The sequence below is a fragment of the Mesorhizobium sp. WSM1386 genome (genome assembly GCF_055901595.1).
In genome coordinates this window covers 6,489,877-6,510,779 of record NZ_CM148373.1, presented here as the reverse complement: position 1 = coordinate 6,510,779, position 20,903 = coordinate 6,489,877, and the positions used below count along the sequence as shown (strand labels likewise).

Annotated in this window: 13 protein-coding genes and 9 pseudogenes; 11 read left to right on the top strand and 11 right to left on the bottom strand. The window is 58.8% G+C overall.

The features are described 5' to 3' along the window. Positions 1 to 650: 650 nt before the first annotated feature. The 7 genes from AC0NIH_RS31700 (at position 651) to AC0NIH_RS31670 (ending at position 9,052) form a co-directional block, all read left to right on the top strand. The gene (locus AC0NIH_RS31700; RefSeq protein WP_473469631.1) at positions 651 to 2,318 is read left to right on the top strand and encodes a hydantoinase/oxoprolinase family protein; all 1,668 of its coding nucleotides are present in this window, start codon (positions 651 to 653) and stop codon (positions 2,316 to 2,318) included. Beyond that, positions 2,207 to 2,695 (top strand): hypothetical protein, encoded by a 489-nt coding sequence (locus tag AC0NIH_RS31695; RefSeq protein WP_473469629.1) that lies wholly within the window; start codon positions 2,207 to 2,209, stop codon positions 2,693 to 2,695. The genes AC0NIH_RS31700 and AC0NIH_RS31695 overlap by 112 nt, the downstream gene beginning before the upstream one ends. Next, a complete protein-coding gene (locus AC0NIH_RS31690) occupies positions 2,695 to 4,671 on the top strand; it encodes a hydantoinase B/oxoprolinase family protein (protein ID WP_473469627.1) in 1,977 nt (658 codons plus the stop codon). The genes AC0NIH_RS31695 and AC0NIH_RS31690 overlap by 1 nt, the downstream gene beginning before the upstream one ends. Before the next feature lie 237 nt (positions 4,672 to 4,908). Beyond that, a complete protein-coding gene (locus AC0NIH_RS31685; protein ID WP_473469625.1) occupies positions 4,909 to 5,253 on the top strand; it encodes a cupin domain-containing protein in 345 nt (114 codons plus the stop codon). Next, on the top strand, positions 5,237 to 5,626 hold the full coding sequence (locus AC0NIH_RS31680) for a cupin domain-containing protein (RefSeq protein ID WP_473469623.1): 390 nt from the start codon (positions 5,237 to 5,239) through the stop codon (positions 5,624 to 5,626). The genes AC0NIH_RS31685 and AC0NIH_RS31680 overlap by 17 nt, the downstream gene beginning before the upstream one ends. Positions 5,627 to 5,720: 94 nt before the next feature. After that, positions 5,721 to 7,031 carry an NAD(P)/FAD-dependent oxidoreductase gene (locus AC0NIH_RS31675; protein WP_473469621.1) on the top strand — a complete coding sequence of 437 codons (1,311 nt, stop codon included), beginning with the start codon at positions 5,721 to 5,723 and terminating at the stop codon, positions 7,029 to 7,031. A 584-nt stretch (positions 7,032 to 7,615) separates the two neighbouring features. Then, a complete protein-coding gene (locus tag AC0NIH_RS31670) occupies positions 7,616 to 9,052 on the top strand; it encodes an IS701 family transposase (RefSeq protein ID WP_473469619.1) in 1,437 nt (478 codons plus the stop codon). Positions 9,053 to 9,070: 18 nt separating this feature from the next. Here AC0NIH_RS31670 and AC0NIH_RS31665 read toward each other — a convergent pair. From AC0NIH_RS31665 to AC0NIH_RS31625, 9 genes and pseudogenes are all read right to left on the bottom strand, one after another. Then, a pseudogene (locus AC0NIH_RS31665) lies at positions 9,071 to 9,559 on the bottom strand (IS630 family transposase); the annotation flags it as partial. A gap of 80 nt (positions 9,560 to 9,639) precedes the next feature. Further along, positions 9,640 to 10,906 (bottom strand): annotated as a pseudogene (gene ltrA, locus AC0NIH_RS31660) (group II intron reverse transcriptase/maturase). A gap of 369 nt (positions 10,907 to 11,275) precedes the next feature. Further along, positions 11,276 to 11,742: pseudogene (locus tag AC0NIH_RS31655) on the bottom strand (helix-turn-helix domain-containing protein); the annotation flags it as partial. Between the two features lie 172 nt (positions 11,743 to 11,914). Further along, positions 11,915 to 12,568 (bottom strand): annotated as a pseudogene (locus AC0NIH_RS31650) (IS110 family transposase); the annotation flags it as partial. 82 nt (positions 12,569 to 12,650) lie between these two features. Continuing rightward, positions 12,651 to 13,125: pseudogene (locus tag AC0NIH_RS31645) on the bottom strand (ISNCY family transposase); the annotation flags it as partial. 219 nt (positions 13,126 to 13,344) lie between these two features. After that, entirely contained in the window at positions 13,345 to 13,746 is a 402-nt protein-coding gene (locus AC0NIH_RS31640) for a transposase (protein ID WP_473562756.1), read from the bottom strand. Positions 13,747 to 13,880: 134 nt separating this feature from the next. Continuing rightward, positions 13,881 to 14,512 (bottom strand): annotated as a pseudogene (locus AC0NIH_RS31635) (transposase); the annotation flags it as partial. A gap of 90 nt (positions 14,513 to 14,602) precedes the next feature. After that, positions 14,603 to 14,770, bottom strand: a pseudogene (locus tag AC0NIH_RS31630) (ISNCY family transposase); the annotation flags it as partial. 237 nt (positions 14,771 to 15,007) lie between these two features. After that, positions 15,008 to 16,240, bottom strand: coding sequence for an ATP-grasp domain-containing protein (locus tag AC0NIH_RS31625; RefSeq protein WP_473469547.1), 1,233 nt, complete (start codon positions 16,238 to 16,240; stop codon positions 15,008 to 15,010). Positions 16,241 to 16,633: 393 nt separating this feature from the next. Between AC0NIH_RS31625 and AC0NIH_RS31620 the strand changes: the two are divergent. The 3 genes and pseudogenes from AC0NIH_RS31620 to AC0NIH_RS31610 all read left to right on the top strand — a co-directional run. Beyond that, positions 16,634 to 16,832: pseudogene (locus AC0NIH_RS31620) on the top strand (helix-turn-helix transcriptional regulator); the annotation flags it as partial. Positions 16,833 to 17,681: 849 nt separating this feature from the next. Then, positions 17,682 to 17,792: pseudogene (purU, locus tag AC0NIH_RS31615) on the top strand (formyltetrahydrofolate deformylase); the annotation flags it as partial. A 245-nt stretch (positions 17,793 to 18,037) separates the two neighbouring features. Next, positions 18,038 to 18,766 (top strand): LuxR family transcriptional regulator, encoded by a 729-nt coding sequence (locus tag AC0NIH_RS31610; RefSeq protein WP_473469549.1) that lies wholly within the window; start codon positions 18,038 to 18,040, stop codon positions 18,764 to 18,766. A 303-nt stretch (positions 18,767 to 19,069) separates the two neighbouring features. Here AC0NIH_RS31610 and AC0NIH_RS31605 read toward each other — a convergent pair whose 3' ends face one another. Continuing rightward, entirely contained in the window at positions 19,070 to 19,351 is a 282-nt protein-coding gene (locus AC0NIH_RS31605) for a DNA -binding domain-containing protein (protein WP_473469559.1), read from the bottom strand. A 117-nt stretch (positions 19,352 to 19,468) separates the two neighbouring features. On the opposite strand from AC0NIH_RS31605, the gene AC0NIH_RS31600 reads away from it, so the two are divergent. After that, positions 19,469 to 19,702 (top strand): helix-turn-helix domain-containing protein, encoded by a 234-nt coding sequence (locus AC0NIH_RS31600; RefSeq protein ID WP_473469551.1) that lies wholly within the window; start codon positions 19,469 to 19,471, stop codon positions 19,700 to 19,702. Positions 19,703 to 20,264: 562 nt separating this feature from the next. Here AC0NIH_RS31600 and AC0NIH_RS31595 read toward each other — a convergent pair. Continuing rightward, positions 20,265 to 20,903, bottom strand: coding sequence for an OmpW/AlkL family protein (locus tag AC0NIH_RS31595; protein WP_473469561.1), 639 nt, complete (start codon positions 20,901 to 20,903; stop codon positions 20,265 to 20,267).

Sequence of the window (20,903 nt, the reverse complement as noted above, 5' to 3'; positions counted from 1 at the left end):
GCTACAGCCGGATGTATAGCGGTGGGCCACAGACCACGTTTTTGGTTGCTTCTGCGGAACTGTCGCCGGCAGATCTGTTCAGCCCGCTTAGCCCGGATGATGCGGCATCGCTGTGATGCGGCGATGGGGTGGACGGTGAGCCCGGTGATATCGGGGTCTGGCATGTGACATGCCGGCGCATTTGATCAAAGCTCGTTTGGGCTCGCGGTTTCAGCTAAAGTCGCTTTGTGCTCATACAACGAGCGGCCTAGGAACAGCCGTTCTTCAGTGAATATTGCCTAGCACATACCTTAAGGTGCGCGGCTAGCGGCATGACACGGCAATCGATTTTCCCCACGCAATCCGCCAGAATGGGGATCGGATCCCTGTCTCGGATCACTCAATGAAGTATTTCATCGTCGGTCCCTCCTTAAGGTTAAAGTCAACCAGAAATTTCCTCCCCGGCCGGTCTCGTCACATAGGCGCTATCCCGGACAAGCCGCCGATATGTTTCAGATACAGCCGATGGCGAGCATATTTGTTCCGAAATGGGGAGCATTTTGACCGAAAGTCTCCCTTCAACAATGCAATGTTCTGGCTGCTGGTTGATCGGTGCAAGCAGCAGGCCCGTTGACCAGTTTTCTGATGCTAGCAAGAGGTTTATCTAGGCAATGGGCTATCAGATTGGTGTCGATATCGGGGGGTCTTTCGCGGACTTCGCCGTCATTGACGACGAAACAGGCGAATTACGCGCTCTTAAGGTTTTCTCCAGGCCCGATGATCCTGGCGCAGAGGTAATCGAAGGCATCCGTCAGCTTGAGACCCGCTACCGAATTGCCCCCTCAGCGATTTCATACTTTACCCACGGCACGACCGTCGGCGTCAATTCAGTCATTCAACGAAACGGATTGAAACTCGGGCTTTTCGCTACCGAGGGTTTCAGTGATGTATTGGAGCTGGCACGGCTCAAATCAAGAAACATGTACGACCTGTTTTCGCGCCGTCCAGATCCGTTAATCACTCGCGACCGGGTCTTCTCTATTAAAGAGCGCATGGGGGCGGATGGTAAATGCCTTTTGCCCGTTGACCCCGCTAGCGTGGAGCGTGCAATTTTCGAAGCGCGTGCGGCAGGCTGTGACGGTGTGGTGGTTAGTTTCCTGCATAGTTATTGCAACCCTGAGCATGAGAGGACGGCGAAAGCTATCGCATTGTCACTCGCTCCAGATTTTCCTGTCTTCCTATCGAGTGAGGTTTGGCCGATTGTACGCGAGTATGAGCGTACAATCACGGCAACGATCAGCAGCTACGTTCAACCGCGCGTTGCCCACTATATCGGCTCCCTGCAGAAGGCGCTGAAGCAAGTAGGTGTCACGTGCCAGCCGTACATAACCAAGAGCAACGGCGGGGTGATGACGGCGGAGCAAGGCAAATCGCAGTGCATCCAGATGATACTATCTGGCACCGCTTCGGGCGTAATTGGAGCAGCCTATGTGGCCCGGACATCCGGCGTGCGGCAGGCCCTGAGCCTCGATATCGGCGGCACCAGCGCAGACCTTGCTCTAATTCTCGACGGGCAACCTCAGTACGGCGTTGGGGAAATAATCGGAGATTTCCAGATCTTTATTCCGTCTGTCTCAGTGGCGTCTATCGGCAGCGGAGGTGGTTCGATCGCGTCCGTCGACGAGTTCGGCGTGCTCAAGGTCGGCCCTGAGAGCGCCGGATCTACTCCTGGGCCCGCTTGTTACGGCCGTGGGGGTACACGCCCCACCATCACGGACTCGTTCGTGGCACGGAATATTATCGGTGGCGAAGGGCTAGGGTACGGTCACGTTCATGTCGACAGGGCGGCGTCGATCGCGGCACTTGCGCCACTATCGGAGCGGCTAGGAAGTACCGTCGAACAGACTGCTGAAGCCATCGAGAAGGTCGCTGTCTCGGGTATGTACAATGGCGTAAGCGCCCTGTTGTCACAGTTTGGTGTCGATCCTCGCGATTTCACGATGGTGGCCTTTGGGGGTGCCGGGGCAATGATCGCAGCGTCGCTAGCCGAATCTGTCGGCGTACCAGAGGTTCTTGTGCCTCTCACACCAGGTGTCCTTAGCGCCCTTGGCGGCCTGGTTGCCGACATCAAAAATGACTTTATTCTTTCCAGATTTGCGGACCTCGACGCATCTGCGGTCAATGATTTCCGTAATGGATGGGCCGAGTTGGAAGAGCGAGCGCGGGCATGGCTAAAGGAAGAGCAAGCGTATACCGGCGAGTGCAAATTATTTACTCCGCGGATATGCGCTACGCTGGGGAATCCTTCGAGATCGAGACCGTTTTCGATAAATCCGTGATTGATTCGGCTGATCATTTGCAAATGGCGGCAGCGTTTCATCAGCGCCATCATGAGATGTTTGCGCACTCCGATCCCCAAGCGACTGTCCAAGTAATCAACCTCAGGCTGGTCGTGCGGGTCCCGAAGCGGGAACCGCGGCTCGAACGGATCTCTCCAAGCAACGATCCGGCTCAGCCTCAGTCCACTCGTATCGCTTGGTTTTCAGGCGAGCCAATGAACACCGAGGTGTATCGTCGATCAGATTTACGTTCAGGGCAGAAGATAAAGGGGCCGGCAGTAGTAGCGCAGGATGACACTACAACTGTAGTGCCACCCAGGTGGCAAGGTCGCGTCGATGAGTTCGGGAATCTGCGCTTAACCAAAGAGGCACTTTAATGGACCGTATGACTCTTCAGATTTTCGCGGACTACTGCTCTGCGGCAGCCGAGGCTATGGCCTATACGCTTTTGCGTACAGCGCATTCCACTTTCGTTAAGGAAACTGAGGATTTCTCGTGTGGCCTTCTTACACCCGAAGGCGCGACATTTGCATCGCCTAAGTCTCTCGGGGCAACCTGGTTCCTTGGCCTGGACTATGGACCTGTAATTCGGCTTATAGATTCATATGAAGAGGGCGATATATGCATAACGAACGATCCGTATAGCGGATCGGTTGCCACTCACACACCCGACATACACATCTGGAAGCCGGTTTTCGTGGATGGGCAAATAGTATGCTTTGTCGCTGGACATATCCACAACACCGATGTTGGTGGCGCCGTCCCTGCAACCTTGTCCCGTAAGCTGACCGAAATACAACAGGAAGGCCTCCGAATACCGCCGACTAAACTAATCGAGCGCGGAATACTTAATCAAGTTCTAGTTGATGTCATGGAGAGAAATGTTCGGGTTCCTGCTCAGAACTGGGGGGATCTCAAAGCACAGATCGCGTCGGTTGGGGTTGGTGAACGTCGCGTAAAAGAGATTGTAGAACGCTTCGGTATTGACAGCTTTCGAAAAGGCATACACAGCCTACTAGATTACGGAACTGAGCAGGCAAAGCAGGTGGTACGCTCAATTGCGAACGGTGAATACTTTCATGCGGAGTATATCGACGAAGATTCTGACGGCGGCGTTCCGTGCCGTATCGCGCTTACGTTGAGGGTCGAGGATGAAAGTCTCATAATGGACTTTTCGGGAAGCGATCCGCAACTCCATTCGTCTCTCAACATACCCACTGGCGGACATGAGCGGCACGCACTTGCGATGATCGGGCTGTCCTACGTCCTATATACGTTGGACAACCGTCTGCTTCTGAACGCCGGCATTCTTCAAGTCGCGAAAGCCGTTCTTCCCGTTGGAACAGTCATGCATGCTGTGTCTCCTGCTGCTGTTGGTATGCGCAGCTTAACGTGCTGTATCGCGCAACAGGCGACGTTCGGTGCGTTCGCGAAGGCTATGCCGGATCGTATGCCAGCGGCCGGCGCCTACGGTTCGAGTATTATGAATGTTCGTACGATCGGTAAGAAGAATCTCTCAATCATGGCGTCCGTTGGACCGGTCCTCGGTGGCGCCGGGGGAATGCCATCCGGCGATGGCTCCGAAGGATCTGGCGGTCACAATGCTTACCTCCGCAACACGCCAGTGGAGATCAATGAAATCGAAGTGCCAATAATCTTCAGCAAGTATGGCCTTCAACCGGACACTTCTGGACCGGGCCGCTGGCGCGGTGGCTCTGCAATGGTAATGGAGTTTAAGGTTTCCGCTCCTGGAACAGTAGTTACGGCACGAAATCGTAATGCTTCAGTGATGTCGTCGTGGGGTATTGGTGGCGGACGCGCTGGCAGCACGTCATCGTTTACAAAAAATCCCGAATCTGCCGCAGAGGAACAGCTCGGAAACCGCGACATCGTCGAATGTAATCCAGGGGATGTTATCCGTGTCATTGGCCCAGGGGGCGGGGGATGGGGTAGCCCCCTTGAGCGCGATCCTCATCTCGTTGCCCTTGATGTCAAACGTGGCTTGATCTCCATCGCCGCCGCCGAACGAGACTATGGCGTCGTCATTGTCGATGGCCAGCCTGACCTTGTTGTGACCCAACACAAACGAGAATCCCTTAGGCGCTCTCCCTGTGAGCGGGGTGCCTTTGACTATGGTGAGGGCCGAAATGCTTTCGAGACTGTTTGGACCGAGGCTCGCTACCAAGCGTTAACCAGCGTGCTATCAGCCACTTCGATCCCTTGGCGTCATTGGGCTAAGCATTCGATCTTCAAGGCTGTAGAAAGTGGACAACATAAAGATCTCACGACAGAGGGTCAGATACAATCGATCTACGCTGGACTCATGGAACAGTTTCCCCAGATGTCAGATTGAGTGCTGTAGCGGCCAACTGGAATTTCTGATCTTCGCGTTAGTGAAACATTGGAGGGATGCGGTATGGGGGTCGTATCCCTTATCATTAAGTCGGCAGCAACGAGTCAGACTTGACGCAAAGAGCATGTGGCATCTTCTTCCGGCTCGTCAGTTAATACAGTGTACGAATCGTCTTGAAATCAACCGGAGTCGAGCGCGATGCGGACCGGCTTCCCAAATCGTCAAAGAGGACCGCCAATGACGAAGATGCTCAAAATCTCCGCCAAGGGCGAGATTTTTCGTGATGCGGAGTCGAAGGCCCCGACCGGTCTTGACAGTCCCCAGTGTGTCTATCTTCATGCGAGTGCGGATGATCGATGCTCCTTCGGGCTACTCCGCCAAACACCTTCCCCGAGGGACACCGATGCACTCAACGGGGACGAGTTGGTGCTTGTTCTGGGTGGCGAATTGGGCATTATCGGTGAAGGGGAATCGGAGGTCCTTTTGCGCTCGGGCGACTGCGCTGTCATTCCCGCCGGCCGTCGTTGCCGTATCGACCAATCTCGCCTCATATCTGGAAATCTTCATGCACTCCCGTTCTGATGGCGGCGGCAGTCCGGTCCGCGCGAAAGAGATTGTGCGATTTGACTTGAACCATAGCCTTACCCCGACGACCTTCTCTAAGGTCGATCTGCTCCTAGGACCCGTTCCTAGGACGTCCAACCACACTTGGTATTCTGAGGAGACTACAGGTTTCTCCGCGGGCGTCTGGTCTGCGGATGCCTACTCCCGCAAAATCGCACCCTTCACGTATACGGAGTTGATGCATTTCGTTGCTGGATCTGTAGTCCTAACCGACGAGGATGGAACTGCATTTTCTGTTGCCGCAGGAGATACGGTGCTAGTACCTGTTGGGACGAAATGCCTATGGCATAGCGATGAGCAGATTACCAAAATCTGGTGCGTACAGGAATGATCTAGGTCGTAACAGTTCGATATCTAACTAGCGACTTTGCCTCATCCAAAGCACGTTCTGTTGGCGTTAGACCGCGAAGCCTCATGCAAACCCGATGATCATCTCAATCGTAAAGTCCACACCGTACTGGTGGGAGGCTGCCCCGCTCCCTAGTTTGTCGGAACAGAGCCTGCCGACTGAGGTCGACGCGCTGATCGTCGGCGCGGGTTATTCAGGGTTGGGCGCGGCTATTACACTTGCAAGGGCCGGACGCTCGGTGCTCGTGCTTGACCGACAGCATCCTGGCGAAGGCGCGTCCACCCGCAATGGCGGTATGACCAGCGGCAACATTCGTCTTCCCTATGCTGAATTGGTCCGGAGGTTCGGCCACGAAAGGGCGCTTGCAATCCAGGCGGAGGGCAAGGAAGCGAGAGAGGATCTGCGCCGCTTCATCACGGAAGAAGGGATTGACTGTGACTATCATCTTTCGGGTTACTTTTCTGGTACGTTGACGCGCGCTGAGTATGATGCGTCGGCGCGGAGCGCCGAAACCTTGGCTAAAGCACTGGACATTGAATCTTATGCCGTGCCTCGCTCCGAGCAGCACCGATACATAGGCACCGACTTCTACCGAGGCGGCAAAGTGCGCATGGATATCGGGGGATTGCATCCCGCCAAGTTCCACGCCGGGATGCTCCGCGTAGCGCTCGAAGCCGGTGCCGTGGTGCAGGGCAACACGCCTGTCCTATCGATCGAGCGCGACGGCGCCGGCTGTGCGGTGTCCACGCCGCGCGGCAAGATCCGCGCCGGACAGGTTCTCGTTTGCACCAACGGGTACACAGATGCATCTGATAGCTGGTTGCGCCGCCGAATTGTTCCGGTCCGAAGTCGCATGATCGCAACCGAAATCTTGCCCCGTGAGCTCATCGCGCGGCTAATGCCCCCACGCATGATGTACAGCGACGGACGCCAGTTGAGTTACTACTACCGCCCTTCCCCGGATGGAGAACGGATTTTGTTCGGGGGGCGCGATGGGACCGTGTCCGGCGATCCCGCTTGGCCGACGGACCATCTACGGGTGGAGATGACGCGCATCTTCCCTGAACTGGTGAACGTGTCAATCTCGCATAGCTGGTTCGGCTATGTGGCGATGCATCGGGATATGATTCCGCGTGTTTTCAGGAAACATAACGTAATTTACGCGACGGGCTGTTGCGGATCCGGAGTCGTCTGGGCGCGTTGGTTGGGCATGAAGATCGCGCAACAGGTTTTGGGCGATCACGAAGCCGGGCGCACCGCGTTCGACTTTAGGCCTCCGAAATGGATACCTTTCTTCAACGGAACGCCGTGGTTTATGCCACTGGTTTACGCAAAGATGGGATTCGAGGACCGCCGCTTGATGCGAGGCCGAAGCAAAGAAGCTTGATGCCTCGGATGATTCAGTCCAGACGATGGCGGCGCGTTCTTTGCCTTCGCAAGGAGCTTCCACTAGCAGGTTCTTGGCCGGAAGAGGATTGCAGAGCGCCAGGCGCACGAGACTGCGTTAGGATCACCGGACGCGCCACTCGTTGCCTTCCACTTCATCGCATCAGCATTCCGCCCCTCCCAACTTGAAATCTGCGCGGCCCCCAGGGAAAACCGTCACAAAAAGGACGGTTTGACCCAATGATCGACCCTCGTCGGGTGGCCAAAGAATGAGCGCGTCGTCGCGAAATACGCGGCCACGCCCCGCCAGCGCGGCTTCACGGACATGAATAGGTCTCAGCCACGCCACTTGTTAATTTCTATTTCATTTGACGACGAAATTTGGTGCAAACGCGTCTCTTCAGAACGCTAGGATCCGGCAACGTCGTTGCCACATAAGTCCGGTGTACTCCGTGCTCAGATCCAGCGGCACCCTCCCATATCGCGGACAGCGCTCCCCTAATCTTACTGAAAGTCGCGGATGCGGGGGATTCGCGCTGGTTGCGGATTTGTTAGCGTGCTGATTCGTGATCAGGGAAGCGCGCCATGAGCAACTGGACAGCGGAGAGTGAAGCGGCGTTCGACGCCTATGTCGATGCCTTGATCGGGGTGATTGGCCACGCCGACCGAGCTGAGCCTCTGAAGGATTACTGCCTCGGACTTCTGATGCCGCTGGAGCGCAAGAGCGTGGAGCCGTTGGCGGCCGTCACGGCGCCGTCGCGGGTGGCGGCCAAGCATCAGTCTTTGCTGCATTTCGTGGGACAGGCGCCGTGGTCGAACGCGGCCTTGCTGGCGCGGGTTCGCGACTGGGTCCTTCCACGGATCGAGCAGGATGGACCGATCCGGGCGTGGATCGTCGACGACACGGGCTTTCCCAAGAAGGGCAAGCACTCGGTGGGCGTAGCGCGCCAGTATTGCGGCCAGTTGGGCAAGCAGGACAACTGTCAGATTGCGGTCAGCCTGTCGATCGCTAATGACACAGCCTCGCTTCCGATCGCCTACCAATTGTATCTCCCGCACAGCTGGGCGGAGGATCCGGAACAACGCAAGAAGGCCAAGATTCCGACAGGGATCACGTTCCAGACCAAGCCGCAGATCGCGCTCGAGCAGATCAGGACGGCCAAGGCCGAAGGCGTCGCGCCCGGCGTTGTTCTGGCCGACGCCGGATATGGCGCCGACGGTAGTTTCCGCGCCGGCCTGTCCGAGCTCGATCTGACCTATGTGGTGGGCGTTCAGCCCACCCTCAGCGTCTGGCGCCCAGGCGAGAGCCCGCTGCCGCCCAAACCTTGGAGCGGAAGAGGCCGGCCGCCGTCTCGGGTCGGCCGAACCGACAAACACAAGCCGATATCGGCCAAGGCCCTGGCCGAGGAGTTCGACGCCGAGACCTGGCGCACGATCGCCTGGCGTGAAGGAACCAACACCGAGCTCAATTCCCGCTTCGCCGCCGTGCGCTTGCGGCCGGCTTCCAGGGACTACAATCGGCCCGAGGCTCACGCCGAAGAGTGGCTCCTGATCGAGTGGCCTGAAGGCGAGATCGAGCCGAGCAAGTATTGGCTCTCCACCTTGCCGGCCAACGCTACGATCACCCAGCTGGTCGACACCGCCAAGCTGCGTTGGCGGATCGAGCGAGACTATCAGGAGCTCAAGCAGGAGATGGGACTGGGCCACTACGAAGGCCGAGGGTGGCGGGGCTTCCACCACCACGCCAGTCTCTGCATCGCCGCCTATGGCTTCCTGGTCGCTGTGAGGGAGACGATTCCCCCCTCGGCTCCAGCTCGCGCCCAGGGCCGCCAAACACCTGGTCTTCCCGACCGTTATCGACCCCGCAGATCCTCCGATCCGACCAGAGCGGCACGTCCCGACCTCGATCCCGACCGTCAGGCGACGCCTGACTGTGGCCCTGGCCAACCGTCTGCAACGATGTCCGTGCTGCATACGAGCAATGGACAGTCCGCGTCAGGCTCGCAATTTATGACGCAGTAAGACTAGAGCATGTCCTGTTTAATCCGGTTCATATCCTGCGGCTTTGAAGTAGTTGGCACATTCGGCTGGGGTGAAGAGGTCGACGACCGCGCCGACCGCGTCCCGCAGAGCCTTGATGGTTCTCTCGGCCTTTGCTCGCAGCAGCGCCTTGAGTTTGGCGAAGGCGTTCTCAATCGGATTAAAGTCGGGACTGTAGGGCGGCAGGTACAGCAGGCTCGCGCCTGCGGCCTCAATCGCGTCGCGCACGCCTGCCGCCTTGTGCGCCGGCAGGTTGTCCATCACGACGACGTCGCCCGGCGCCAGGGTCGGGACCAGGACCTGATCGACATAGGCAAGGAACACACTGCCGTTCATGGCACCGTCGTAGACGAATGGTGCGGTCATACCCGTCAACCTCAGCGCGCCGGTGAAGGTGGTCGTCTTCCTATGGCCGTGCGGCACGCCGGCCCGGCAGCGCTCACCGCATGGCGCACGTCCCCGCAGACGGGCCATCTTGGTCGACAGCCCGGGGTGAGTAGGCCGGAGGAATTTCACCTGCCGGCCTCTCGCAGAACGGTGCGTGAACCTCTCGATTCACACCGCTCCCATCAGGCGAACGTATTCGTTCCGAACACCTTCCAATGCACGAACAGTCCGGGATTTTCCCGTGCCAGCTTTCTCAAGAAGAGGCTGGCACGCGTCTTATGGGACTGAAAGCGCTTGAACTTGCGCATGATCCACGCCCTGAGCTTCCGGTTGACGTAATCAGCCAGAGTGGACAGGGCCGAACGGCTGAACCGGCCGTAATAGGCTATCCATCCCCGAAGGAGCGGATTGAGCTGTTGGGCGATTTCAGCCAGCGTCCCCGGCGTCTGCCGCGGTATGTTCAAGCTTTTAATCGTCGCTCGCATCGATTTCAGTGCCGTGGGGCTGGCCGCAGGCGTGTAGCCACAGAAGAACTCGTCTCGCTGTGTCTTCGCCACCCGTCGCGGCCGGAATTGATACCCGAGGAAGTCGAACACGACATTCGGGTATTTGCCCCTGCGCCTTTGGTCCTTGCAATAGACGATCTTGGTCTTTGTCGGATGCATTTGAAGCCCGCATGCCGCCAGTCGAGCACCAAGCTCCGCCTTGAGGGCTTCGGCTTGCTGTTCACTCCGGCAGTGCACAAGGCCATCGTCAGCATATCGACACCATGGAAGGTCAGGATGCGTCCGCGTCATCCACAGATCAAATGCATAGTGCATAAAGAGATTCGACAAGATCGGGCTGACAACGCCACCTTGCGGAGTACCGCATGTTCGCCCGACGACTTCTCCGTTCTTCTCCATCGGCGCTGCCAGCCATCTTTCGATGTACAGCAGAGCCCACTTGTACGTGACGTGCTTCCTGACCGCCTTCAGCAAGAGGTCGTGCGGAAGATTATCAAACAGCCCTTTGATGTCGAATTCCAGAACCCAGTCATGCTTCCAGCACCGCTGACGCGTCACGCCGACGGCATCCAGAGCCGATTTTCCCGGTCTCTAACCGTAGGAGTCCGGAAGAAAGAGGGAGTCCAGATCCGGCTCAATCATCTGCTTGATCACCATCTGTGCGATCCGATCGCTGACGGTGGGCACAGGGCACACCCAAAACCCTTTCGCCCCCACTCTTCTTCGGAATGGAGACAGCGCGAACCGGCGGTGGGAAGTACGTACCTGAGGACATCCGATTCCAGACTTTGTAGAGGTTTCCCGCAAGGTCCTTCTCGAACATCTCCAGGGTCTGCCCGTCCACCCCGGCTGCGCCCTGGTTGGCTTTGACCGCTTTGTAAGCTTCGTACACTTGACGTTTCTCAATTCGAAACGGCTTGTCTGTCGTACCTATCGAAGTCATCCTGTTTCCAGTTGTTCCAAACAATACGACCACCTGATCCGACCCCTTTGCTCCGACCCCATTACAGGGCCCTCAACGCTCATACGGGTCGGTCCGCCCCAGTCTCCTGCATCGGTACTCTCGCCTTGCGGTTTGCTCCGCTTGAGCTTCTCCCTTTGCATCAGGAGCCTGGTTCCTGCAGTTCCGCGTGAAAGCCTATGTCCGACTCACGCCCCCTCTACGCCGGTCGCCCTCACCACCACGGCTCTTTACCGCAGCAGCTCGGACTGGTTTGAGACCCGCTCCTGAAAGCCGATCCCGAAGGGCCGTCCCCCATCATTCACGCAGCTTTACGCAACGGTGTTAGTTCATTGCGAACTCCTTTCCGCTGCTCTGCAGCACACTCTCGTCAATGAAGACGAGCTTCGCCGGATCGAGATCGAGTTGGCCGTCGAACCAGGCGCGGCGGCGCTTCAGGATGTCGGGGCGGTCCTGCTCCAGTGCGTGTGCGGACTTTTTTTGAACGTCCACCCGTGGCCGCGAAGCCATGCGCTCAAGGCGCTGCGGCTGATCCGCACCGATCGCTCGCCTTCCAGCCGCTCTACCATCTCGTTCAACGTGATGTCCTTGCGCTCATCGATCAGCCCGACGATGAAGGCTTCATGCGCATCGAGGCTGGACGCGCGGCGGCGGCCTTGCGGCCGCGGCGCCAGTTCGCCGATCTTCGCCCGCGCGATCCAGCGGATCGCACTCGATATCCCGACCCCAAACCGCGCCGCAGCCTGCCGGGCCGACATGCCCGCGTCAGACGCCTTTAGGACCCGCAGCCGGAGATCCTCGCTCAGTGATCTTCCCATCATCCACCTCACCAAAGTGGATGTTGAATCATCTGCCAAGGCCGCCGTCACATCACAATCGATTCATCGATCACAGGACGTGCTCTAGCGTCTCCGCTACTCGCCACCGCCCACATTCTAGCGCGTTTACAGGCACCACGCTCGTCGAGAACCGATTGCAGGGGCATGGCTGCTTCAGATGGTCCGGCAGCGGACGCCCGTCGCCGGTCTTCAGCGCCTCAAGGCACCTGCGCCGATCGCGCCGCAAGGGCTCGTAGCCGGAGACACCCTGTGCAAACAGCAGGCCTTTGATGCGGTTGACATGGCGGGTCCGCTCGTTCGTCAAGGCCTTGCGCTCACGCGAGAGGCGGCGACGGTCCTCTTCCTCGGGGGTGGGCACCCGCAGCATGGCGCAGACGCGCGGCTCGCCCCTCTTATAGGCGAGCAGCGCGCGCACCAGCGCCTCGCCGTCGATCTTGTCGGTCTTTGCCCGACGCCGCCGGCGTGAGGTGGCAATCGAGGCCGGATCGACGACGTGGCTTTCGATTCCTTCGGCCTGCAGCACCCTGTGGATCCAAAAGCCGTCGAGCCCAGCCTCTTGGACGACGATGATCGGAAAGCATTTCCCGGTCCGCGCCTCGGCCTTCCGGTTGAGCTCGGCAAACCGCGCCAGCATGCCGGCCACGTCGCCGGCCGCCACTGCGTGTTTCGACATCTTCTCGCCAGCGCCCGGCGACAGCGAGGTGATCAGCCATTTCGAGCGGCTGAGTTCCAACGAGACGAAAATTGCGCCAAGATCGGTGCGGATGGCGGTCAACGCATCGGGTCGGTGTGCTGCAACGGGCATGCTCGGCCTCCAAGGTAGGGTGTCTAGGGTTTAGCAACCTCACCTTTGCCACAGCGCAGGTCGCTATCCACCCTCCTCATAGGATCTTGTGGCCGTATTCGGTATCGCGGCTGCCTTTGGCGATGATATCGGCATGCTCTTCGAACAGGCTGACCAACTTCTCGTCGGCGGGCGCCGGCCAACACCCGCCGCTCGCTCTGTCTGATGATCCGTTCGACCAGCGGCCGATAATGGCGAACCTGGATCTGCCACAGGGCTATGGAAGGTGTGCTCGCCACGGCCAAACGCTCGCTCGCCTGCTCCAGATAGGCCAAGGTCGCACGGGTGCTTGCGATCAGCCTGCGGTAGAGTTGGACCCGATCGGTTCGACCGCGCGTGAACTGGATCTTGCGGGCGCGTTTCTTGGCTGCGCGGCAATGATCGCGCCATTCCAGGCCGGCGCCGCCGACCAAGGTATCGATCCGCTTCAGAAGGCGCACCATGGTCCGCACGGCATCCCACAACAGGCTGCTGTCGCTCGGCTCACGCATGAGCGCCGAGGTCACGGTGCTGTCTAGCCCGGGTGTTTCACACTGTCTTCCGGCGTAGGTCTGAGTGCGGCATTTTTGCGAGCGCATGAGTTGCGCGCAAGGGCTGTCGCCGCGGCCGACGCGGTTCTTTTGGATCGGCGATATCCTTGTTGTTGACGGGAGGGGTGGATTGGGGCGCTCAGATGGCGGCTGCCGATAGTATGGCGTAGGTCAGGGCACACTCGCGCTGGAAGGGGCAGGCGGAGTTCATGGCAGTCTGATGCGGCCCACCGAGACGCTGACCAGGGCGCCTTTCTTGAACAGCTTGAGGCGGATGGTAGCACAGCTTGCCCTGGCGAGGCGGGTATTGGCCAGGCCGATGCGGCGCAGCGCGCAGACCAGCACATAGGCCATCGAGGCGAACCAGAGCCTGAACTGGTTGGCGCGCATGGTGGCGGCCGAGGTGCGGTCGGCAAACAGATCGAGCTGGCATTCCTTGATGCGGTTCTCCATCTCGCCACGGGCACAGTAGAGGTCTGCATGAGAGCTCTTTCCTGGCCAAGTCTCGGCGTCGAGCGAGGTGACGACGACGCGCGAGTTGGTCTCGCCTTGCGTCCACTCGGCCTTGGCAGACCCGGCGCCGCTCCAGCTCTTGCGCGTGGCCCACAGGAAGTCCTTGAAGCGGCGGGCCGGCCGGTGAGGCTGCTTTCTGCTCTGGCCTGTTCCAGTTCAGCCCCGATGTGCCGGACATTGCGAGCCAGGTCGAACAAGTAGTCGACGGCGTTCTGCTCGCACCAGGCCATCAGCTCCTGACGGGTGAAGCCGGAATCGATGCGCAGCACGATGCGCACCTTGGGCCCGCGCTGGCGCACCCGTGATAGCCATGGAAGAAGCGCCTCTCCTGATTGCCGTGCAGGGGATCGTCGGTGGCGTCCAGATCGAGCACGATCTCTTCGGGCGGGGCCGCATGCGCGCCAACGAACAATTCGACGAACAGCGCCTCGATCGCCGCTGGGTCAATGCTCTTGTGATAGCGCGAAGGCTTCGGCCGGCTCAGTTCCAGCCGGTTGAGCGTCGAATTGCCGGCGAGGGCGGCGCATTTCTTGTGACGCCGTGCCTGAAGCTTGCCGGCTAGCAGAGCCAGCACCGGATCACAACGCAGTTCGCCATGGTCGTTGAGATCCTCATACCCCAGCGCAAGCGCGAAGATCCGCTGCCCGACCAGCGTCTTCACCGCATGCCCGATCAAGCCTGGATTGCGGGCATCCACGAAGCAGCGGGCAAAGCGGTCGACCAGTCCGGTCGCCCGCTCCGTCAACCCCAGCAAAAGCGTGCCGGCATCCGAGGTGATCGTCCCGCCGTCAAAGCCGGCCACAACGACGCGCTTTTCAACAGGTGCAAAATCAAACTGTTCCGCGCTACACGCTGTTCGCATCGGGGAACACCTCTGCTTGGGGTAAGTCTTGGTAGCAGAAGCATTTTTCCTGATCGGAGCCCCGATGCACCTCAACTCTGTAAGATCCGCGCCGTCTTCGAGCTTCACCTGCCGAGCGCCCAAAAGCAGGGTCCGGTTGATCTGTTCCCAGATCTCGGGCCGGATTGCGCTGATCGTCTTTTGCAGCGCCGACTTCTGTGGGCTCCACGAGCATTGCAGTCGGGCAAAGGCGCGAAACGAGGCGGAGTCCTCAAGGTGGGGGCGATTGCCTTGGGGTCGTGCTCATTGGCGATGATGCCGGAAAAGCAATCGGACCGCGCTCGTCGTTACGGCCTTGAGTCTTGCTGCAGTAGACCTGGAGATATGTCTCTCCCATCGCTTCGTGGGAATTCAACAACCAGTCCTTGCTTCGGTACAGTCAGTGAAAGTGATATCCAATCTCTCCGTCTTGGCGTCCAACTGCGCTGGTGCGGGAGGCAAGGCCGCAGATTGTTCCTATTCGCCAAGGGTCGGAAATGGTGTGATCGACCAGCCGATTAAGTCCACGGCCTGCTGAAGTATAGCCTCGGTCCGAGCACTGCTGGGTGAAGCGGCGATGACATGTCCGATCCAGTCACGCTGATCGCCTTGCCTGACGATCGGCGTCTTTGGTCCGACATACAATTTGACCTCGGCGACACCTGATACACCAGCCGCCCGACTGTCGCCATCGATCCAATCGAGAGTGCCATCGCAATCGGGAATTAGGTACCGCGCGGCCGCAGTGTGCGAATGCTTTCTGCGCAAATCCCATTCTTCGCCGATGACCAGCTTAATGTGCTCGGTGACGAGATCGATACCGTAAGCCAGCTGAATCAGTTGTGGAGTGGGCGCGCCATGAAGCCGCGGATTTACTTCAATGACGACTGGGCCACGCATCGTCCACCGGAATTCAATGCCCCTTGGCCCCCAGCCAAGGCCGAGAGCTCGCAAACAGCTCAACGAAACATGGGCGATACGCTCATGCTCGTCATCAGTCAGCGGGGCCGGATAGGTGCACTCACGATAGACGAAATGCGGTGGAGGGCCGCAGTTAGCGATGCCAATTCCAATGAACTGATCTCCCATTATATCGGCCCAATAAAGGGGGCCTTGTGCGAATTCCTCGACCAGGATCCTCGGCGAAGACCGCCAAATGTGCTGCCCGCCCAACAGATAGGTCGTATGTTCGGCTAGCTCATCGACCGTGCGGCACAATCGGACACCGCTGCTGCCGCTGCCTACGGCCGGCTTAAGGATCACCGGCAGGCCGATCTCCGCGGCAGCGCTTTCTACGTCCGTCATATTCACTGCCAGGCGATAAGCCGGTATTGGAATGCCGGCCTCCGCGAGGACCTGACGTTGAGTGAATTTGTTGCAACATTGTTCGATGGATTCGGGGTTCGGTCCCGGTAGATCGAAATGCCGGCAGAGCTTGCCGACTGTCGCATAAAACGACTCCTTGGCGCTCGTAATGCCAGCGATGTCATAGGTCGAACGCAGCCGGGAACATTCGCAGATCAGCGCATCGAGATTGTCTGTATCGACAGAGATTACCTCATTTCCTCCCGCTGCAAGATAGTCGTAGTAGGCTGGATCAGCCAGGATAATTGGATGAAACCCAAGACGCTGGGCCGCTTGGACGAATAGCCATGTACCAGTACTCCTTCTTATATATCCTTCGACCAGGATGAGTGCTCTTCTTGCCATTCTTGTTACTCCCAACGTTGTGTGCCGTGTGGTCTTCTGAGCGTAATTGGTGACATCAGACTGGTGGGGGCTGTCATTAAACTTTCGTGGAACTTACCATTAACGGCGATTGGCGATCGCAATTATTATGTAAATTTAAGTTCAAGGATCTGTTGCAACGGTGTTGCATCATTCTCAAAGACGGCATTCGACCGATGAGTGAGGCGCTGCTACCCTGCCCAGTGGTTCCCGCCTAATATGAGAGTCCCGATTTGGGAGTCCCATTATCGAGCGCGCATGCGAGTCTGGCGCATTCGCACAGGACTCTCCTTCACCGTTTCACCGACCGATCGCCAGCGACTGATGGCGCTCATCAAAGACCGCAATGCGCTGCAGAAGCACGTCTGGCGCGCCGTCTCGCCAACGCCGTGCGAATACGAAAGCCTGCAGTGGGCAGCAAGAGGCAAATCCGAGTGGGAGATCGGCTTGCATCTTGGGGATCACGCGGCGCACGGCCGCGTTTCACCTGGGCAACGCTCGGCGGAAGCTTGCGGTGACGACCCCCAAACAGGCAATTGCCCGTCTAGCCGCTTCGGGTTTTTCGGTTCACTGACAAATCGGCTTCACCTGTGCAACTGCACACGCTGCCAATGGCCGGGAATTTCCCGGCGAGGAGGCCTTTGATGATCCAGCTCATTGCGCCCGATTATCTGTTGCTGCGCGGCTTCGACGGTCAAGTCGATGGTTGCGTGCGGCTCCTGCGCTCGACGGCTCGACAATGCTTCGCGACAGGTAATTGCTAGGCGCCCGCGCGCTTGAACGAGGCCGCGTTGACCGGGGGTCCTCGTCCTGGTCTGGTGGGAGCGGGGCAGCCCTCTCACAACGGCTTGCTCAAGTGTGGCCCACAATCGGCTGCCATGCGTCGGATGGTCATTCAATAAGGTTGACCTGAACGTTGCTGCGATTTCAAACACCTCCCCGCTGCTGGGCAATACGGCCGCCTCCTCGAACGATTCAGGTCGATTCGCCAGTGCAGGGCCAACGGTAAGAAGGGCGTACGAGGCGCCCTTCATTTCAGATCGGATGTCACCGCATTCGCCTTTCGGTATCAGAAGCGGTAGGGGACACCTGCGCCTATCAACCATGGATCGGGTGCAGCCTTCCCCGCCGAGCGCGCCCCTTCGCCGCCCACCGGCAGCGCGGCGTTATCACGAAGTCACGTATCGTTGCCATCGGTCTTGGGCCGGACCCTAGCATCGGGAAGACAATATCCGGTCACAGCGCGCAACGCAGAGGCTGGTGACGTTTCAAATCACACCGGTTTCTGCAGCCATATTTCAGCAGCCAACGCATTTTGGCGAAATTCTCGTGCCTAAATACTATAGTGCAAGTCTTAACTGACGACGCGCCTGTACGGCAAGGTTATAAACATGACGTTTCTTCTTGCCCCCTTGAAGGGCGCGCAAAGCCCTACCATCGGGCGTACGAACGCGGAGTGAAGCTTATCGGCGCGACCGCGCATTACGTGACGCCCGACCTCGATGACGACCCCATTCTAGATCAGGATCTGGACAGCAGAATGAGGGGTAAAATGAAAATCTCACGCACTACCATCAGCGGCAGTGTCGTCGTGGCCAGATTGGTGGGATCACGCTCACATCGGGCGCGGTCGCCCGATTGCCTGATTTTAAGAAATTGAGCAGCTACCGGTACGGGCAACGACGTCAGTCCATTGCAAAACAACCTCCAGTCCGTGTGAGGCACGCCCAGCGCTTCGCAGCCGTCGAACGGGGGTGAGTTTAAGCAGGGGTCAGATACGTGCAGGCTGTCTTTGAGAAATTTTTGGAACGGCTTTCAGAAAGCGTCGATGAGGCTGATCTCCGCGGCGCCTTGGCCGATGTCGCATCTGGACTCGATCTTCTCAGTTTTGCCTATCTCTCCTTGCCCCCGCGGCCTGATGGCAAACCCACGCTGATCTCGAACTACCCCGCGCCCTGGACAGCACGTTATCTTGAGAACCGATACGAGAGTGTTGACCCGGTCATTGTGCGTGCACGCGGTGGCGGATGTCCGTTTCGTTGGGGATCCGATCTGAGCGGCGAGGCGGCTGCAGGGGCTCAGGTTTTCGAAGAAGCGGCGCAGTTTGGCATCTGCTGCGGCATGACGATCCCGATTATTGACCGCCGAGGGAATTTTGCTGCGATAACCTTTGCCGCAGACAAGCCCGACACTGCATTTTTTCGCGCCACAGAACGCCACGAAGAAGGTCTCCCGTACATCGCGACCTGTTTCCATATGTTCGTTCGCCGCAAACTGTCCGCCGATCGAATGATCGATGGTGTCTTGCTGACGCCGCGCGAATACGAGTGCCTGCAGTGGGCAGTACAAGGCAAGTCTGATTGGGAGATCGGCTGCATCCTGGGGATCACGCAGCGAACGGCCGCCTTCCATCTGGGCAACGCTCGCCGGAAGCTTGGGGTGACGACCACCAAACAGGCAATCGGACGCTTGTCCGGTTCGGCTTTTTTCGGTTCACGGACAAGTTAGCTTCACGTGCGAAGGACTTGAAGCGTTGCCCGTGGATGCGAGTGCCTCTTGTGCTTACGGCGAATTGCCTGCCCGCACCGCCGAAAAGCGGGGATACAACGTCGTTCTTCGGGTATCAACGGGTCGATGCCGGACCTCCCGTCGAGAGATCGCTGAAGTGCTGACGGAGAAGTCGGGTCCACGCTGACTGGACGGATCCTGGCGATCACCTCCGCGATCGCATAGGGCGTCTCTGGCCGTGCGGCTCAGGAATGGGACTTTCGTGAGTTCCTTGACCTCAAAAGTGACAGTTCCAGCCGTGCCTCAGCCGCCGAACAGTTCCTTGTAGCCCGTCGTTACCATCCAGTTCGCCCGATCGATATGACTGAGAACAGCGTTGCGGGCGCGCACCGGTTCAAGGACGGGGTCGATACCGAGAATGAGTTCGGCCATTTCCTCGACGCTCGCATTGTCGGCGCAGGCGTCCAGGAGGCGCAGGTAAATGGTGGAATGTTGCCTGTCGTAGCTCGTGATGCTGTCTGACCATGGAACCTCATCGCGCAGTGTTGAGCTTTGAGTCCCGTTCGTTCCCGTTGATGGATTCATGTCTGCCGCGAACCCTCGCATGTTGATCGCTGGATTCAAGACAGAATATCCCAAAATGGGATTATCGGGAACCGGGATTAGTGGCTGAGCCGGTCTTTACCCGTCCGGTTCGCCTCGATGCCCAAATCTCTTCGATCTCCCCGCCACCAGAGATTTCTGGACCAGCTGAGATTACTGCGCAAGGCCAAAGGCCTGACCCAGGAGCAGCTGGCCGAGAAGCTTGGCCGTCCGCAATCCTTCGTTGCCAAGTACGAGGGTGGAGAGCGGCGTCTCGATGTCATAGAGTTTCTCGACGTAACTGCAGTGCTTGACACTGACCCGTGCGAGGTTCTGTTGAGCCTGCGAACGTAGCTGGGCCAGCGCGCCTTCCAGAGCCACAGGTTGACGGGCTACCAGCCCCGGCTATCTTCGCAACCTAGGCGTCTTAGCCATTCGCCTCTCGCCCCTGGCGCAGGTCGCAGGCGCGCGCAACTCTTCTTTTTGGCCCCCCAATGGCGCAGACAGGCGGCGCTCCCTTCTAGGCCCGCCGAGGCGTCTCGCAAGCTTTCTCTTCCCGGTCGTTCCGATGCAGGCCGTCTGGACGGCTGCTTTCCGGTCGCAATTCGCCGCCCGCTTCCATCCTGCTTCCGGGGAAACTGGGATCAGCGAGCCGGAACCGGTCCATGCAAGACAGAAGCGTACGTACAGAGCTGGAGCCCGATGTGCGCCATGGGGCAGGGCGAAGGGCGGCCTTGAGCTGCCGAAGTTCCCAGGCCAGCCACCGGGGCTGCAGTAGAGAACCGGCAGCTCTCGGTCCGCTGGAGGAGGCCGGACCCTCGACAACCGCTTCTTGAAAGCCGCCCTGGCAGGGACGACCGCACGAGGTGCCCTTTATTCGACTCGGCTGTGAGTAAGCCGCCTTCACCTTCCGTTGTCAGAAACGGTAGGTGACACCTGCGCCTATCAGCCATGGATCGAGCGCCGCTTTCCCGGTCAGCTTGGCGCCGGCCACGGTAACATCGAAGTCTGGCTTGAGAAAAAGCTTCTTCACGTCGAAGTTGACGCCCCAATGTTGGTCCACCATGTAGTCGAACCCGACCTGCAGCGCGGTGCCGAACGTGTTCTTCACCTTGAGAGCGTCGGCGCTGCCGGCGTCCTGGTTATAGAAGATCGTGTAATTCACGCCCGCGCCGACATAGGGCTTGAAGGCCCCGAAATCGGTAAAATGGTACTGCAATGTCAGTGTGGGCGGCAGCAGCCACACCTTGCCGATATTGCCCAGCCCACCGATCGAACCCTGGCCCGTGATATTGGCATAGGTGGTCCCGAGGATAAGCTCGGCGGCGACGTTGTCTGTGAAGAAGTACGAGATGTCGAGTTCCGGTGTCACGGTGTTCGAATAGGAAAGACCGGAACCGGGCACCGCATCAACGTAGCCCGAATTCTCAGTGATGACTCCCAAGGCGCGCAGGCGGATCTGCCAGGGGCTAGCCCATTCCGGCACCCAGGCACCCTCGTCGGGGTCGCACGGGACCTCTGGAACGTCAGCCGCGACCGCCTGCTGTCCCATCAT

Excerpts from the sequence above, each read along its gene's own strand:
- AC0NIH_RS31690 (WP_473469627.1), top strand. The coding sequence starts at position 2,695 with ATGGACCGTATGACTCTTCAGATTTTCGCGGACTACTGCTCTGCGGCA.
- AC0NIH_RS31680 (WP_473469623.1), top strand. The coding sequence starts at position 5,237 with ATGCACTCCCGTTCTGATGGCGGCGGCAGTCCGGTCCGCGCGAAAGAG.
- AC0NIH_RS31700 (WP_473469631.1), top strand. The coding sequence starts at position 651 with ATGGGCTATCAGATTGGTGTCGATATCGGGGGGTCTTTCGCGGACTTC.
- AC0NIH_RS31685 (WP_473469625.1), top strand. The coding sequence starts at position 4,909 with ATGACGAAGATGCTCAAAATCTCCGCCAAGGGCGAGATTTTTCGTGAT.
- AC0NIH_RS31600 (WP_473469551.1), top strand. The coding sequence starts at position 19,469 with ATGCCCAAATCTCTTCGATCTCCCCGCCACCAGAGATTTCTGGACCAG.
- AC0NIH_RS31595 (WP_473469561.1), bottom strand. The coding sequence starts at position 20,903 with ATGATGGGACAGCAGGCGGTCGCGGCTGACGTTCCAGAGGTCCCGTGC.
- AC0NIH_RS31695 (WP_473469629.1), top strand. The coding sequence starts at position 2,207 with ATGGCTAAAGGAAGAGCAAGCGTATACCGGCGAGTGCAAATTATTTAC.
- AC0NIH_RS31605 (WP_473469559.1), bottom strand. The coding sequence starts at position 19,351 with ATGAATCCATCAACGGGAACGAACGGGACTCAAAGCTCAACACTGCGC.
- AC0NIH_RS31675 (WP_473469621.1), top strand. The coding sequence starts at position 5,721 with ATGATCATCTCAATCGTAAAGTCCACACCGTACTGGTGGGAGGCTGCC.
- AC0NIH_RS31625 (WP_473469547.1), bottom strand. The coding sequence starts at position 16,240 with ATGGCAAGAAGAGCACTCATCCTGGTCGAAGGATATATAAGAAGGAGT.
- AC0NIH_RS31670 (WP_473469619.1), top strand. The coding sequence starts at position 7,616 with ATGAGCAACTGGACAGCGGAGAGTGAAGCGGCGTTCGACGCCTATGTC.